The organism is Neptuniibacter sp. UBA6509 (assembly GCA_002435145.1).
Lineage (GTDB): Bacteria > Pseudomonadota > Gammaproteobacteria > Pseudomonadales > Balneatricaceae > Neptuniibacter.
Genome location: DJLT01000049.1, coordinates 25,988 through 42,443, shown reverse-complemented (window position 1 = coordinate 42,443; position 16,456 = coordinate 25,988). Strand labels below are relative to the sequence as shown.

The 16,456-nt window shown below is 42.3% G+C and carries 7 protein-coding genes and 1 pseudogene; 1 reads left to right on the top strand and 7 read right to left on the bottom strand.

Annotation, left to right across the window (positions count from 1 at the left end):
- Positions 1-60 precede the first annotated feature (60 nt).
- Genes B4K11_RS06685 through B4K11_RS06675 form a run of 3 tightly spaced genes read right to left on the bottom strand, consistent with a single transcriptional unit; the run spans position 61 to position 6,670 of the window.
- Positions 61-5,127, bottom strand: coding sequence for a diguanylate cyclase domain-containing protein (locus tag B4K11_RS06685; protein WP_292952354.1), 5,067 nt, complete (start codon positions 5,125-5,127; stop codon positions 61-63).
- 23 nt (positions 5,128-5,150) lie between these two features.
- Positions 5,151-5,861, bottom strand: coding sequence for a hypothetical protein (locus B4K11_RS06680; RefSeq protein WP_292952352.1), 711 nt, complete (start codon positions 5,859-5,861; stop codon positions 5,151-5,153).
- A 17-nt stretch (positions 5,862-5,878) separates the two neighbouring features.
- A complete protein-coding gene (locus tag B4K11_RS06675) occupies positions 5,879-6,670 on the bottom strand; it encodes a gamma-glutamylcyclotransferase family protein (RefSeq protein WP_292952349.1) in 792 nt (263 codons plus the stop codon).
- A gap of 307 nt (positions 6,671-6,977) precedes the next feature.
- On the opposite strand from B4K11_RS06675, the pseudogene B4K11_RS18605 reads away from it, so the two are divergent.
- A pseudogene (locus B4K11_RS18605) lies at positions 6,978-8,005 on the top strand (deoxyribonuclease II family protein).
- An 87-nt stretch (positions 8,006-8,092) separates the two neighbouring features.
- Here B4K11_RS18605 and B4K11_RS06660 read toward each other — a convergent pair.
- From B4K11_RS06660 to B4K11_RS06645, 4 genes are all read right to left on the bottom strand, one after another.
- On the bottom strand, positions 8,093-10,264 hold the full coding sequence (locus tag B4K11_RS06660; protein ID WP_292952340.1) for an alkaline phosphatase family protein: 2,172 nt from the start codon (positions 10,262-10,264) through the stop codon (positions 8,093-8,095).
- Positions 10,265-10,388: 124 nt separating this feature from the next.
- Positions 10,389-11,399 carry a 23S rRNA (adenine(1618)-N(6))-methyltransferase RlmF gene (rlmF, locus tag B4K11_RS06655; protein ID WP_292952337.1) on the bottom strand — a complete coding sequence of 337 codons (1,011 nt, stop codon included), beginning with the start codon at positions 11,397-11,399 and terminating at the stop codon, positions 10,389-10,391.
- Positions 11,400-11,592: 193 nt separating this feature from the next.
- Positions 11,593-12,795, bottom strand: coding sequence for an HDOD domain-containing protein (locus tag B4K11_RS06650; RefSeq protein WP_292959294.1), 1,203 nt, complete (start codon positions 12,793-12,795; stop codon positions 11,593-11,595).
- 805 nt (positions 12,796-13,600) lie between these two features.
- Positions 13,601-16,450, bottom strand: a complete 2,850-nt coding sequence (locus B4K11_RS06645; protein WP_292952331.1) for an ATP-binding protein — start codon at positions 16,448-16,450, stop codon at positions 13,601-13,603.
- Between the last annotated feature and the right edge of the window lie 6 nt (positions 16,451-16,456).

The window sequence follows — 16,456 nt, the reverse complement described above, 5'->3', positions numbered from 1 at the left end:
CGTTAAGCTACACTGGGCTGAGTTTTATTTTTATTGTGTTGTCATACAGTTATCCACACCCTATGAGTTTAATGCCATAGTGGCTTGTTGAACTTGGTTACGTCCCATCTTCTTCGCTCGATATAATGCGATATCCGCTTCACGCACTAAATCATCCGCAACGCCCCCTGACTTAGGCACGATGGTCGCGGCACCGACACTCACGGTCACGACCGCATTCGCCGTTGAATGGGTATGCTCTATGGCTTCATTTTCGACTGCTTGGCGAACTTTCTCACCAATAATTCCGGCACCTTTGCTGTCCGTATCCGGTAGGATCAGAATAAACTCCTCTCCTCCATAGCGTGCGATCATGTCACCCGGCCTAAATAGTGTTTTTGCAAGTAACTTGGCCACAGTAATTAAGCAGTCATCACCATTTTGATGGCCATAGTTATCATTGAAAGCTTTAAAGTGGTCCACATCGAGCATAATGACTGAAAGTGGCTGAGCCTCACGGCGTAAACGCCCCCACGCCTCCGCCAGATAAGCATCCCCTCGACGTCTATTTGCTACACCCGTCAGACCATCACGGTCTGCTAACCCTTGTAGCTCCTGATTAACTTGCTCTAAACGTGCTGTTCGCTCGGCGACTTTATCTTCCAAAGTACGAGAATAGTCTTGAACCTGTTCATACAAACGCGCATTTTCTATGGCCACTGATGCTTGGGCCGCCAATAAACGAATAATTTCAACCCGTTCAGTTTTGAAAACCCCTGTGGCCAGATTGTTTTCCATATAAAGCACGCCCTCAAAACGCTCCCGCTGTATAGGCACACACAGCACGGACAGAGGGTTATATTTAAGCATGTAGGGGTCTTGAGTGAATGGCCCTTCTTGAGCGGCATCATGCAGTACGACCGCGCCACTGCTATGACGAACATGGCTTAAGAGTGAAATAGGCAACGGTATATATTCACCTTGATGGGTGGGTATTAACCAGTGATTAGGTAGATCTTGCAGAATAAAACCGGCTGGAAGCGTTGCCGCTTCAATCACCATTTTTCCATCACGCCGGGCGACTAAACAACCCCATTGAGCCCCCGCATTCTCAAGCAGGATGTTCATGGTTGTTTTAAGTAAGCGATCTAATAATATTTCACCTGAGATATCCCTCGATGCTTTCATGACGGAAGTCAGATCTAAGTCTGAAATTCCACGTCCACCTGTTGTGAGATAAGCCCCTGAAGATAGTTCTCGTAGGAAAGAGAACTCCTCTTTTAATTGGGTAACCTTTCTATGAGCTCCCCAACGGTCAAAGATGCGATGTGCCGCTCTGATGTAACCTTCCGCCGAGCGTCGCTGCCCCAAGTCAATTAGGTAACGCGCAGCGCGTTCACATGCGGTCGCTTCATCACGTAAAAAACCACTCTCTCTTGCTGCATCAATGGATGCGTCATAACGCTCAAGTGCATTTTCCTGACTGAGATTAATTTTTGCTAGCTCGGCTTCCATCAAATATTGTAGGTGGCGGAAATTTTCCTCGCAGTTATCCGCTAAGCATTTCATCCGTTCAAGGCTACGCTCTAAACGCTGACAGGTAACAGCCTGTTCTTCTGCATCCATCCGGTGAAAAATCGACGTTAACGTTAAGAACGATACAATATAAAAACGCACTAACTGCGGAAGCGACATGGACGATTTAATCATCTGATCCTGAGCTTTTATAAAGCTAAGGGCCTTTTCATAATCACCATAAAGCAAACAGATCTCTGCGTTGTAGATCTGATAGTTGGCAATCCCTGTCATAAATTGACGTTCATGCATGCCATCAAGGCAGCTCTGCACATCAAAGTTATCATCACTTAAGGTAAAAGCAGAATGTGTCAGCCCCAGTAAATTACGCTGTAACTGAAGAAATAAGGTGCCTGAATCAAGAGAATCCTGATAAGCACATTCACGCACAATTTCTAAATTGTCCGCATGTAAACGGTGAGCCGTTTCTAAATCAAGTGACGGATCCCAAATAACACAATCTTGCGCGCTGTATGCGAGATAAAGAAGATCCCCCGACTGATAACCTGCTTCAATACCTTTATGAAACAACGGTGTAAGTGTTGACCAATGCTCACTCCAATGGTGGACGAACATGGCGTAAACATAGACAACACGTGAACGTAATGTGAGGTCATCAAGATTTTCATTAATGGCCAACCCTACTTTTCCATATTGATAACCTTCTGCTGGCTCATCAAGATCACCACAAAGCAGCATGCCATAGGCGGCATAAGCAAAAGCCGATTCAGGGCAATTGCCATGACGTAGGGAAAGATTAACCGCCTTTAAGACAAGGTAAGGGAATAAGTTACCCGACCCTGAAAGAAAGGTGGCTGGGAATATCTCCATCATAAGACGAATCGCGGTCAGTACTGACTCATCTTTTACAAAGGGCGCATCGACCAGATCGGCGATACTGCGTTCCCCTAAATTAATTTTTACTCGCTTTCGTTCTTCGGCCACCTCATCATCGGTGGGATCATCTGTAAACTCTATACCCAGTAATCCGAGCCCTTGGATGGCTGATTGAATCGACGCTTCCATTTTCCCTAAGGTCGCATACTGTCGAGTCCGGGTCGCTAGGATATCACCACGCGCGAGATCAGAATGGGCATGGCTTAACATGATGCCTATCCACTCTTCCGCTTGCTCCGTGCGAGACGTAAGGTAAGCACAGTACTGCATCTCCTCCGCTAAAGGAAACATCACCTCCGATACACTATTCCAAGGGTCTAAAGGCACTAATTCAACAGCCGTTTCTAGATAACTAAGCGCTGTTTCATAGGCAGAAGCGTGTCTTGCTCGCACGCCCGCTCGTAAATTGAGTTCAGCTAAGCAAAGTTGCTCATCTTTTGAATCAATTAATGAGCGCCCTTCATTCAGATGCTCAACAATATCAATCAAGCGTTCATCCGGCACATCTGCACCGGCATGCTGCAACATCAGGCGACCAACGGAAAGGTGAACTTCACGTAAGCGTAAAACATCAATCAGTGAGTAAGCCGCTTGTTGTACACGGTCATGCTGGAAACGATAAGTAGGATTAACATCTAAAAAAAGTTCAGAGCTATCCCCCACTAGGCGGTAGTCGCTGTTCAAAGGCAGCAAGGTATGCTGTTGTAAAGCAGGTAAAAGCGCGGCAGCAGTATCTACCACACTATGTTCATAGATCGCCGCGAGGGTTTTAATATCAAAGGTGCTACCAATACATGCGGCGAGCTGTAAGACATTCTGCGTGGAGATAGGCAGCTGTCTTAGGTTATCCACCATAAACTCAACAATATCATTGCTGACATTGGACCAACGTGCATTATCAAGGTCCCAGTCCCATTTCCGGCTCTGTTTATTGGGCGTTAATACCCCCTCTTTGTGCAACTGCCGTAACAATTCGTTGATAAAAAAAGGGTTACCCTGAGCTTTATGGTAAAGCATGTCACTTAGCAGCCTGGACTCAGAGGCTTCGCAACATAGAGCATTAGCGACGAGCTGACTGACAGAGCCCTTATCTAAGGGACCCAGGGGAAGCTGGCGAATTCTTTTGTGGGTATTTAAATCCTCAAAGAGTAAACGTAATGGATGGCCAACACCCACTTCATTGCTCCGATAGGAACCGATTAGTAATAGATGGCTTATCTCTCTAGAGGTAACAATTCGTTTAAGTAAACTGAGTGTAGGTGCGTCACTCCAGTGCAAATCATCTAGAAAAAGCACGACCGGATGGCCTTCACCCGCAAAGACTCTAAGGAATGCGGCCAATAAAATCTGTAATCGATTTCGCTCCTCAGCAGGAGGAAGCTTAGCCACATCGGACTGCTCTCCTATGATAATCTCGAGTTCAGGAACTAGATCAACAATTAACCGTGCATTAGGGTTCAAAGCCTCAAGTATTTTTTTGCGCCATTGGCTCAATTTATCTTCAGGCTCAGTTAATATCTGCTGCACTAAGCCCTTAAACGCTGACACAAACGCCGTATATGCCTCCCCTTGCTGATACTGTTCAAACTTACCCTGAACAAGGAAACCACGCTCTCCCACCAGCGGTTTGTCGATCTCATTAACCAGCGCGGATTTACCTACACCCGAAGAGCCATGTACAAGGCAAAACTCTGTACGTCCTGCCACTGCACCTTCAAAAAGCTCAACAAGCTGTGCGAGTTCCCGTTTACGGCCATATAAGTTTTGTGGAATTAGAAACTTTTGAATGACATCTTTTTCACCCAATTGAAACGGCTGAATATCTCGATCTGCTGCTAAAAAAACAGCACACTGTTCCAAGTCTTGAATGATACCTTCTGCACTTTGATAACGCGCTTCAGGTTCTTTAGACAGTAATTTAAGTACGATATCAGATATGACGAGAGGTACAGAGGGCGAAACTTCATGAGGAGCAACAGGTAATCGACTTATATGGCTATGGACCCACTCTAAAACATTATCGGCCTGAAAAGGCAACTGTCCAGTGAATAGCTCATAGAGTAATACACCAAAAGAGTAATAATCAGATCGATAATCTAGATCACGATTAATTCGGCCTGTTTGCTCAGGTGAGATATAAGGCAGAGGCCCTTCAAGACAACGCGACATCTGTACAGCTTGGCGTTCTTGATCTAATTCTGAAGCGATCCCAAAGCCAGATACCGCAACTCTGTTCGTCACTGTATCAAATAGCACATGCCCTGAGCTTAAAGCCTTATGCACAATATTGTGTGCGTGAATCCCCCCTAGTGATTGTGCTATCAGTATCGCAATATCAACCGTTTCAGATAAAGAGAAACAACCAGAACCGGTACGTTGTAACAATGAGGACAGCGAATTATCAAACAGTTCGCAGATCAACGCTAAATTGCCACTCCCATGCGGGAGTAAATCATACACTTTGCGCACGCCTTTAATGGCAGAAAGGCGCTGGCCGATATCTCCTTCTCGTCGAATACTCGCCACCTGATGACGATCAGGAAATTCGGTATCTAAAGTTTCAACTGCAACCGGAAAATTATCAGATAAACGAAGTGCACGATAAACAATGCGCCCCTCTGCCTGCCAAAGCACAGAACTTACTTTGTAACCGGGTAATTTAAAGCCCGATCTCACCTGACGTTCCTCCGAAACCTGCACTAGAGTGAGAACATACGTTTAAAGGTCTCGCTGTAATCTCGAAAGGCGGTATCACGTAAAGGTTCTCCGTGACCACAAAGTGCATGTTTAAACGACCATTCAGATAACCGTACAAAATCCTCCGCTAAAGGCGAGGCAACTTGCGCCCACACGGGGCCAACATTCGCGGGAGTGAAGAAATTCATCGTATGCATCAACTCTTGAGAGGCTTCCGAGAAGTACTGATCGGGCGCTAACCAGTTTTGTAGCGCATCACATGCGATAAGTACGCCTCCCGCTCGATCAATTCTTAAAATACCTTCAGGAATAGTCGTGGTTTCAAATGCAAAAAGCGTAGCGTCTGCAATGGGTAGGCTATCACTGGAAAGTGTTTTAACGTTTAATTCACCCTCCGTTTCCATTCCCGGCATCGCCCAATAATTAGCTCCGTAATGATCTACATAAAAGGCATCATCTCGCCCGTGTAGGCAGCCAATACGAACGACGTCTGTGACTTTACCCAGACGGTCTAACTCAGCTAAGCCCTCAGCATTAAGGCGAACACTATTGATGATGGTTAAACGCTCACCCTCTTTCACCACCGTCATGTTACGGCTAAATTCCCACTCCATCTCTTGCAGGACTGTCTCCATCGCTCCACTGACAAAATAAATTCCGGGGAATACTTCCTCAAGTGAGCCGTGAGCAAGTGCGGGTGGAAACTGTTCCATAGTGATACTCCATATTCTTATTGGGTGTAATTAAAACGACCGACATAACGATATTCTTTGGCATACTCATTCAAAAAGCCATCAAGGTATTGTCGTTGAACCTGTGTAAAACGGCCGTGGCGAATATCATCTATGGTTTCATTACTCTGACTGCTATCTAGCCGCTTAAGATGAAACAATGTCATATCCTTACCGCCGAAGAAACCTTTTAGGTATTCATGTAGAGGCCGCGCATCAGTCATATCAAAAACAGCCCCATCTAAGGCGGTATAAAGTGGCTGCTGACTTAAAGAGATCACATCAAATATAGGATAGTTACCCTCTGGATGTATAAAGGGGGGATACTCTTTTGGCTGATGAATCCGTTGACGGCTTAGGTTAAGTACATAATCAGAATCAACGCCAGCACTACGCGCGCCTTCAATTAAGATATTCAGATAACGACGACTGGGTAAACAACGGTTATCAATAAATTCCGGCATGCCAATATAGGTATACGCGGTGAAGATTGTACCTTCAGCGTCAACATCAACGGTTATCCGGTCATAACCGTGCTTATAGGCTTCCATGGCATCAAGCGGTGCCAACGCTTCATCCGCACATTCGTACAACACGCCATGAACACAATCCTCTGTATCACGGGTATGCTCAATATTACCGACCCCTCCCTCTTGACGGAAAAAGTGCTGAACATTGAAACGTAGCCGCCAGCTATGCAACACCGCTTTTTGGGCTTTCAAAGGTTCAACACCTTTAGCCTTAAGCGAAGTCATATTCATGTTTGAGCCAAAACCAAAATAACGAAACATGTCGTTATCAACCATCCTATCGTGACTATTTATTCACGCCTATTATGATACAAAAAAGTATAGATTTTCAGATAACAATAACCTTATACAATACATGGACCATCGCTTAAATCAACAACTTAGATAGTTTCTAAATATGAGGATCCGCTTAAAGTGATAGCGCATAAAAAGCATGATAAAAGCACCTAACTGAGCATGTAACTTTTTCCTATTTGTAGCCTTTTTCTCATGAAGTGAAAACCCTCTTATGCAAATACAACGTTGATACACTTTGTTTTCAATCTTAATTTCAGGAGATAGGGACTTGATGATGAATGTCAAAAACGCAGAAGGGAAATCCGTAGATTGGTGGTTTTTATATAAAACACCTGAACATACGGGAAGACAGGAGAATAAAGGGGTTGATTTCTTTTGCTACAATCCAAATAAAGAATCACTGCAACTCTCTATCAACCAACTAGATCAAGATAACCAAGCCCTAGCTCAAACTCTTCATAGCGTCTTTGATGCACCTAAAAGTGCGGGTTATATTGTGTATAACGATGAACATGTAGATAAACAAAGTAATCATTCAGCTAAAGGGCACTATAAAGGCATTATTGCCTTTGATAAAGAAAGTGATAGCGCACTTTTTCTTCTGCATTCAACACCCCGTTTTCACGCTAACAATGAGATAGAGCGGCCTGACGATGAGCGTATCTATGGCCAGACTTTATCTGTATCACATTGCCCAACTATGAAACCGCAAATCAAATCACCCAGCAGATGCTAGAACAGCAAAACCCTCAAATTCTAACCGAGAGCTCACGTATCCCTGAATCTTTAAGCGAAGATGAAGCCCTCGCTTTGCTTTTTCAAGGGGCTCAGATTAATGAATCGAAACAACCCTCCACACTCAAGCTCCAGTCCAAAGGCGGAAAAGAATTTTTACTGGTCGCTAAAAGTAAACACTGGGGCGAGGATTTTTGGCTAGATCTAGTCTCCCCAGAACTTAAGTGCGATCTCGTTGTGGAAACATGGAGACGAGGAAAAGTAACCCCATTGCAAGATAAGCATTCTACCTATTTTGATGAAGAGATTCTCTCACTGTGCTTCAAGTTCAGCTCTTCGAAAACGTATGAATGGCCCTACACTAAAGATCACGCAAAATGGGCAGTAGCTCTAAAAAATGACACCAATCAGCTACCTTGGATTTGTGTGGCTGATATGAATCGTATGGTACCTCAAGAGAAACGCGGTGGGGGTTGTCTCTGTTTTCAGGAAGAGCCTTTATGGAACGCTTTGAACAATGCGGAAGAGACGCTACATCAGATAGAACAACCTGTTCCTTCCTAAACCCCGAATTTTGCCACATAATTAAAGCAGGGTTATACCATTTGCGTACAACCCTGCTTGATCAATTAAAAACGATATTTATCAGGTTTACTTTTTAGGAAAAGATTTATCGTAAGGCGGTATAAACGCTGGTAGATCAGTTCGCGCTGTGGTTTCCTGAAAAACCGACTCAAAAGTAGGCGCAACCGCCATCCGATCACCCAATCCCCACCGAGGTTTAGGTACACCAAACCAGTCTAAAAGCGTCGCGGTGAAAGAGGTTGAATCAAACGGAATTTCCCCTTCAGCCCTAAATACCGTCTGCTCTTTAATCCAAGGAGAGACCATGATTGTGGGCACTCTTGCTCCCATCAGATCATAAGCAAATCCATTACACATATCATTCGGCCAAGGTTTAACCCCATACGGAGGGGCTACATGATCATAAATACCATTATTTTTATCAAAGGTAATCACCAACAAGGTTTCATCCCAACCGGGACCGTTCCTTACGGCTTCATAGATCTCATTCAATTCCTCCTCTGCCGGTACAAGGTCAGCACCGGGGTGGTAAGAGGTCGCTCCTGATGGCGCTATCCATGTAGGTTCAACAAAACTAAAAGCAGGTAGATCTCCATTTTTTGCATCTAATTTAAACTGATCTAAATCTGAGAGAAACTGAGTCGGATTCGCATCAACTGTAGGTATCTGACCTTTTAAATAAAGCTGATAGGTGAAGACACTGTTCTCCCAAACAATGGCATTGTAGATCTTCCAATCGGTGACACCCTGACTCCAAAGTACCTTCCATACAGATTGGCGGTGCGGAGATTCAGGCCAATACTTATACGCATTTCCACCCTCCCAAGTTCCAAGCCTATTGAATGCAGACCCTGTCACTGAAAACGCGCGATTGACATCCGTACCGCCAGGAATAGAGGAGAACCATTGATCAGAAACGCCAAACTGACGTGCCAAGCCATTCAATATAGGTAATTGCTCAGGACTAAACGTTTCCATCACTTGGTCATTGGCATTATTTAAAATAAAGCCTCCCATATCGGGCTTCAAACGTTTCCAGTAACCGGAGGGATCGGTAAACATCTGCTGTAAGTTGTCTGAGGTATTGTGAAACGGGTCTTGATCCAGTGCGATCAGATCCCAATCTTCGCTTAGCTTTCCATCCTTAAACTGACTTACATTAACTTTGCGTGTGCCGTCCAAATTATAGTTGTCTGTACTGGCTCCCTCGAAAGGCTCCTGAGAACCAACAAAATGGCAGTTTTGATCTCCATGTTCATATAGCCAACCACATACATTGTCGAACGAGCGGCTTTCAAGCATGTAAAAAACAACATGCTTAATTTTAGACCGCATGAAATCAGTGCTACCCGGTAACTCGGCATTATGCTGCTGAACGGGTATCCGTGGTTGATAACCCGTCAATTCCGCCCCAGTGCTAATTCCTTCTGGTAATTTCCCCTCACTTACAGGCCCCAATAAAACATCAGGATGATGAGGGTCCACCTGCCACAGTTTGAAATCACTGTTTTGAACATTCCACTCTAATATATGCTCACCGATAACGGTAAGTTCACTTGTCTCACTAACCTGACTGCAACATGCTTCTTGAACGGCAGGTAAAGAAAGTGGTGTACCCAGTTGCGGATCAAAGCTCCATAAACGAAAGGTTTTACGATCAGGGGAACGATCCAATACATAGTTGCCGATTGGAAGCAGAGTATGTCCCTTTTTAATTAGCGGGAACCCTCCTTGCCCTGTATATGGATGAGGTAGAGGATCAGCCTGACCCGGACTATTTGGTTGGGGGTCAAAATTCCACAGTTCAAACGTCCCTCGACCTTGGGCAGGAATCATATTGAGTACAAAGCTCGCCATAGGAATCAGATCAAGCTGCTGATCCTCATTAGGATTGGAGCTGTAGTAATCCCTATATCCCCAAAACTTTTTCTTTTCCCAGTAACCCGTTTGAAGCGGTTCTGCATTTAATGGATCTGCATCGGTCGGATCAAAATTAAGCAAATTAAAATGGTAGCTCGGTTTGCCATTATGTTCGCAAAGGGGACCCCACTGTAATAAAAAACCTCCTACTTGGGCTATTTGGTAGGTGCGATCGAACGAAAGGTTTTTAGCTAAAGGGATTTCGGCAAATGGATTAGAAGCGTTGCAATCGAAGCGATACAGCTGATAGGTATCATTCTCTTGATTACGACATATTAAAAAATCATAGGCTGAGCGGTTCTGTGGATCTAAACTCATCGATATACTCTCTTTTTATTATTTTGAGTCAGTATAAGGGGAGATGAACTTACACTTCTAGGTAAGTCCATATAGATTCAAGGGAGGAGACTCATTTACTAATGAGCAGTAATAGATGGATGATCTACGCCTTATCGCGGCCCCACCCATGCCGAGTATTAACCTCTTGAAAGCTCCAAGCAACAAATCGACTGATCTTCTGCCCCTGTGCCATATCAACTGTTTTTACATCTATCGCCCCCACCTGCTTAAGGGCTTGATAAACAGCAGGTAGATTCTCTTTTTTAGATACCAAAGTGGTAAACCAAAGGCAATTATTTGAAAACCTTTTGCTCTCTTTAATCATCTGTTGAACAAAAGCGATCTCTCCGCCCTTACACCATAATTCAGCACCTTGACCACCAAAGTTGAGCGTCGGGTGCTTATCTATATTCTTTCCAGAAGATCTATTTAAATTACGGTTCTTTCGCTGATTGCCTTTTTGTGCATCCTCTATCGAGGCATGGAAAGGAGGATTGCACAGGGTGAAGTAAAACCGATCATCTGGTTTTATTAGTCCCTTAAAAATATGCTTTTCATCTTTCTGTAAACGACACTTAACTTTGCCTTTTAACGCTCGGTTCGCTTTACAGATCTCCTCAGCTGTTGCAATTGATAGAGGATTAATATCACTGGCTACAAAATGCCAACCATAACTCTGACTACCTAAAATGGGATAAATACAATTAGCCCCTGTCCCTATGTCTAAGCCACAAACCTTTGCACCTATAGGCACTTTTCTTTGATGGCTTTCTGCAGCTAATAGGTCTGCGATATAGTGTAAATAGTCAGCCCGCCCTGGAATGGGAGGACAGAGAAACCCTTCAGGAATATCCCAAAACTCAACATTGTAATGTAATTTTAGTAACGCTTGGTTGAGTAACTTAACGGCAACGGAATTGGAGAAATCAATAGAGGTTTGCCCGCGAGGAGTCTGATACACATATTCGGTCAGTTCAGGCGAAACTTTGCATAATTTATCAAAGTCGTAAGGAGTACGATGTAGATTGCGAGGATGGAGTGATTTCTTAGATTTTACGGGTTTCTTTACCTTTACCGTATCACTCGTAAGTACAAGTTTAGAACGTTTAGCCACAGAGCCTCACAATAAATCAATATAAAATCAATTAGGAAAGTCATTGTAGCAAGATAATCAAATGTAATTGAAAAAAGTGTAAATGTGGCGTGTAAAAAGAAAAAGGGCCAGATCTTGCCTGTTACAGACCCCAAACGTATGCTCCCTGCAAGATCTGGCTAATTTTTCCAGCGAATTAAAGAGATCCTTTCACTTATAGATTAGATACCATGCGAACACGGTACTCATTGGCAACTATGCGCCATTGCGGGACCTCTTCCATGACTCCCACTTGGTCTAGATAACGTAACGATAAACTGCTCGCTAGATCACAATCACCTTCAACATCGACAGAAGGCAGCATTGCATCAGCAACATGTACTGCTGTTAACGGACTAAAACTAGTTTCTTTTGATAGATGTGGCACATGATGAAGCATAACCGCCTCAATGACTTGAGGTGGTAAATTCCATAATGCCAAAAGCGCACCGGCAACCTCACCATGGAAAAAACCAAATGCAGCTTTTTCGACTAAATAAATTGGTTTCTGTTTTTTAACCGAATAGTTCAGCAATTTTTTATACTGATCAGCATCATGGGACGCCATGATTAAAACGCCTATGTCATGTAATAGGCCCGCCAAAAAGGCTTGATCTTGAGTAATCTTATTAGCGCCAGCACGTCGACATAGAGCCTGAGCTAAACGAGCGACCAACAGTGAACGCTGGTTTAACTGTTCAAAAGAGAAACGATCCCAATCATTACTACTTTTAAACTGATTATTGAGTTGGCTACTCAGTGCAAGGCTCCTTAAATTTCGCACTCCCAACATCGAAATAGCTTCTTTCAAATCAGTAATTGTTCGATTGAAACCAAAAAAAGCTGAATTAACCTGCTTCATCACCTGAGCAACAACCGCAGGATCTTGCTCTACAATCTCACTAATTTCAGTTAAATCTGCCATTTCAGAATTAACAGCATCAGTTAATTGAGTGTATAACTTGGGCGGAGATGGTAAACAACCAACCTTACCCACATAAGCTTGTAATGAAGTACGGTTGAGAAGTTTTAATAGTTTGATCTGGTACTCAAGTGAATCACCAATCTCTTCCACTTTTACTGCACTGGGATAAATTCTATGAGCAATATCGGCTGCTTTTGCTTTATGTGTCGCATTCCAATATTCCGCGCCCAAAAAGATACGAACAGCGCTCGGCTGAATATCAGATACCCGAGTCATGAATTCAATATCTACCTGTGCACGCATAGTGCAAGGTATGATAACGGCATCGCAAAGTTGTCTTTCTAATAACAGAAGTAAACTATCCTTGGAGTCAAAACGTACAAACTCCCACGAAAATTTTGATGAGCTTACTTCTTGGCTCCAATTAGTAAAACGGCATTCATCATCTAACATTGCCACCTTAAAACTGTATGAAGAACTATTTACGGCACTACACATGACCTTTACCCGCGCTTTCTTGTATTAATCAAACATGGAAGGCAAGCTATCTGCTGCAATCCATACTTTAAGATTAGCGCGATAAAACCTTATTTAAAGTATGCTTTTAATAAAATTTTAACTACTTTTTATCATTAAAAAGCTGCATGTTTGAAACTTCCCTGAACCCCCTTTAATTACGGGGCCTGTCTATAAACAGAATGTTTTTAGTAAAACTTTATCTAGTTTTTAATGAATATATTTCAGTTTGAATAACGAATTAATTTTAAATTATTTAAAACTTGTACTGTATTTAGGCGCATAAGGAAGGAGATCTGAGGTAATTTGAATGGTAAAGGGTTACCTTAAAGAAGACAGTGTTCGGTTGAAATTTGTTAAAGACTTGGAGCTATGTTAGTTCAGCGCGTTGCATGTATCTATCGTCTTCATCTTAACAGTCAGTTACGGCCCCTTATACTCAAATATATGATGCTATCACTCATAATATTTCATTGACTATCTGAAATTCCTGATTGGCTTCATCAGGGTTTTAGACTGACTTATCTCATGTACAGGAACTCCATAATATTCCCCTAAAAGATAAATATATCTAACCTCTTTCGATAGTGCCAAATTCTTGCTATCGATGATTAACAAACATATTCGGCGGCCCTCATATCCCTTTGGACAACCTTTCGATTGGCACTGAAGTCGCTTAAGCTTGTTCTGATACAGCGATATAAGTCCATATACTGACTCATGATTTCAAACTTGAGGTTTGTCAATTCGAATTACTAATATTATTTTTTATCGATTCCAATATATTTAGGGCTTCATCGAATTCAAAACAGCCCAAAGCATTATAAAGCCTAACTGTCTGCGATTTAATAATAGGGCTAATAATTACGTTTTCAAGCTCTTTAGCAATGGCAATACAGTCCACATCTCCTTGTTTCACTTTCTCTTCAAGCTTCTCTAACAGAATAGACAAATCTGGTAATGAGTCATTGGCTGTTATTACAACAGCACCTGTACCGCAAAAAACTTCAATTTCATGCTTTATCTGTAAAATTTGATCCGTTAAGTCATTAATACGAATTTGAATAGACTCTTCTGAACTTAAATCAGACCTCTCAATTTCTTTGAGAATGTTTTGTAACGGGTATGCTCCCAGATTAGCAGCTACCCCAGATGCAGAATGAGCCAAACGCTTGAATTCAACTAAATCATCAGAATGAAAGCTCTTCATTAACTGGCTAGGCAATGGTTCAATAAACTCTACCATTTGATAGAGCATTTCTTGGTACATTACCCTGTTATCACATAACCGGTTTAGCCCATCCTTAAAATTTATTATTTGCTCATGTTGATCTGTTTTCAACACCCCTGCTGAGCTTGGTTCAACATGTTCTTTTTTTACCCACAGAGACAAAACCTGCTCAAGTTGTTGGGGACTTATTGGTTTGGATAAGTGATCATTCATCCCAACTGCTAGGCTTTTTTCTCTATCTCCTTCCATAGCATTCGCAGTCAACGCAATGATAGGTATATGATTAAATTCATGATTTTTGCGAATTTCTAACGTTGCTGTATAACCATCCATAACCGGCATTTGAATATCCATCAGAACCAAATCATAATTGCTCTGTTTGAGAGCCGTAAGAACCTCCTCACCGTTCTCACATGAAGTTACATTAACTCCAAGTTTTTTAAGTAAGCCTGTAGCCACTTCAGTATTGATGGCATTATCTTCTGCAAGAAGAACCTTGGCTCCCTCTAACAAGCGGATTTGAGTAACTTCAGAATCAAATCGAGACCTTTCTAATTGATCATCGCTATTTAGAATTGAGACTAATTCATCATATAGTGATGAAGGCGTGAGCAAGTCAGAGATTACAATAACAGGTAAAAGAGTTTCTCTTTCTGTGTAATGAGTGGCGCCAGTAACAATTATTAATGTAGGTTGATTTTCTTTTACTAAAAGCTCATTGAGTCTTTGATAAAATACCGAATAATCTAACTGACCATCTGGATCCATTAAAATAATAAAATCGCGATCCCTCGTTACCGATGGCTTATTGATTTGCTCCCAATCTACTTCCGAAATATCATTAACGTTACCCAGTATTTCAATACCAAAAGACTGTAAAGTAACATCTAGCCGACTGTTCCCAATCAGATATGCGCCTACACGATTAAGCCCTGAACCCTCCGAGCCAGAACTTTCTTTCATTTCAGCACGTTTGAAAGGTAATTCAATTATAAATATAGAGCCGTTACCTTCTTCACTTTGAACACTAATCGCTCCTTGCATTAGATCTACCAGCTGCGCCGAAATAGCCAATCCAAGGCCCGTTCCGCCATATTTACGCGTAGTACTGCTGTCACCCTGACTAAAAGGAGTAAAAAGATTCACCTGATTCTCTGCAGATATACCGATACCTGTATCTGAAACGGTAAACCTTAAATACTCAACACCCTTTTCATCGATTACTGAATTTACTTCGACTGTAACCGAGCCGCTCTGCGTAAATTTAACTGCGTTGCCCGCCAGATTTGTAAGCACTTGAGTTAATCGTAAAGGATCACCTATATATAAATCAGGCAGTTTAAAATCGCGTTTAACAACAAACCGTAGTTTTTTTTCTTCGGCTTTAAAATGATTAACAACATGCACATTCTGCAATACTCTATCAAGGCTAAATGGTGTTTCTTCAACCTCCATATAACCCGATTCAATTTTTGAGAAATCTAGAATATCGTTAATAATGCCTAAAAGGTTTTGGGAAGAAAGTTGAACCTTTTCCATGTAATTTTTTTGCGTTTCTGTCAGCCCTTCACTCTCAAGGGACAAATGCGTTAAACCAATAATCGCATTCATTGGTGTTCTGATTTCATGGCTCATATTAGCCAGAAATTCACTTTTTGCTTTTGCCGCTTGCTCAGCTTTAAGTACAGCTTGATGCAAATCGTAATTTTTATCCCCTATTGTCTTTTGCATTTTATTAAATGCATTGTAAACAACACCAATTTCATCATTCGTTTTTATTTTAAGGGTTTGATTAAAGTCACCCTCACGAATATTTTGAGCAGCCTCTGTTAACTCCTCCAAAGGAATAATGACCAATTTTCGGTTCCACCAGCCACCGAAAATAACAATAAAGAGACAAACAACTACAGTTCCTAAACGAAGAATTTTTAATTGATCAGTTATCAGTGCAAGTTCATATTCAATTTCAAGTTCGTACCTAAAGCGTCCTAACGTTTCACCTCCCCAACTCAATTCTTCTTCAATAATGAGGTATTCATCATTCCCTTCATGGAAAAGAACACGTTCTGATAGTGGATATAGTTGCTGACCTGTATTTGAGAAAAGTACGATTCCCCCATCAGACTCTTCGGAGTGAGTTTTTTCTTGATGCTTTAGAATACTAAAGACCTTGGCAAGGTCTCCTGCTGCAAGCTCTTCTGCAATGATTGGAGCTAAGACTTCAAGCTCTGAACGCTCCCCATCAATGATAGCTTCAAGTTGTCTCTCTTTGTAATAAGGAATTAAAGCAAATTCCACTGAACCAAGAAACATACCCAGAGTTACAACTACGGGAGTGATTATTTTGGTAGCAATTTTCACTGAAAT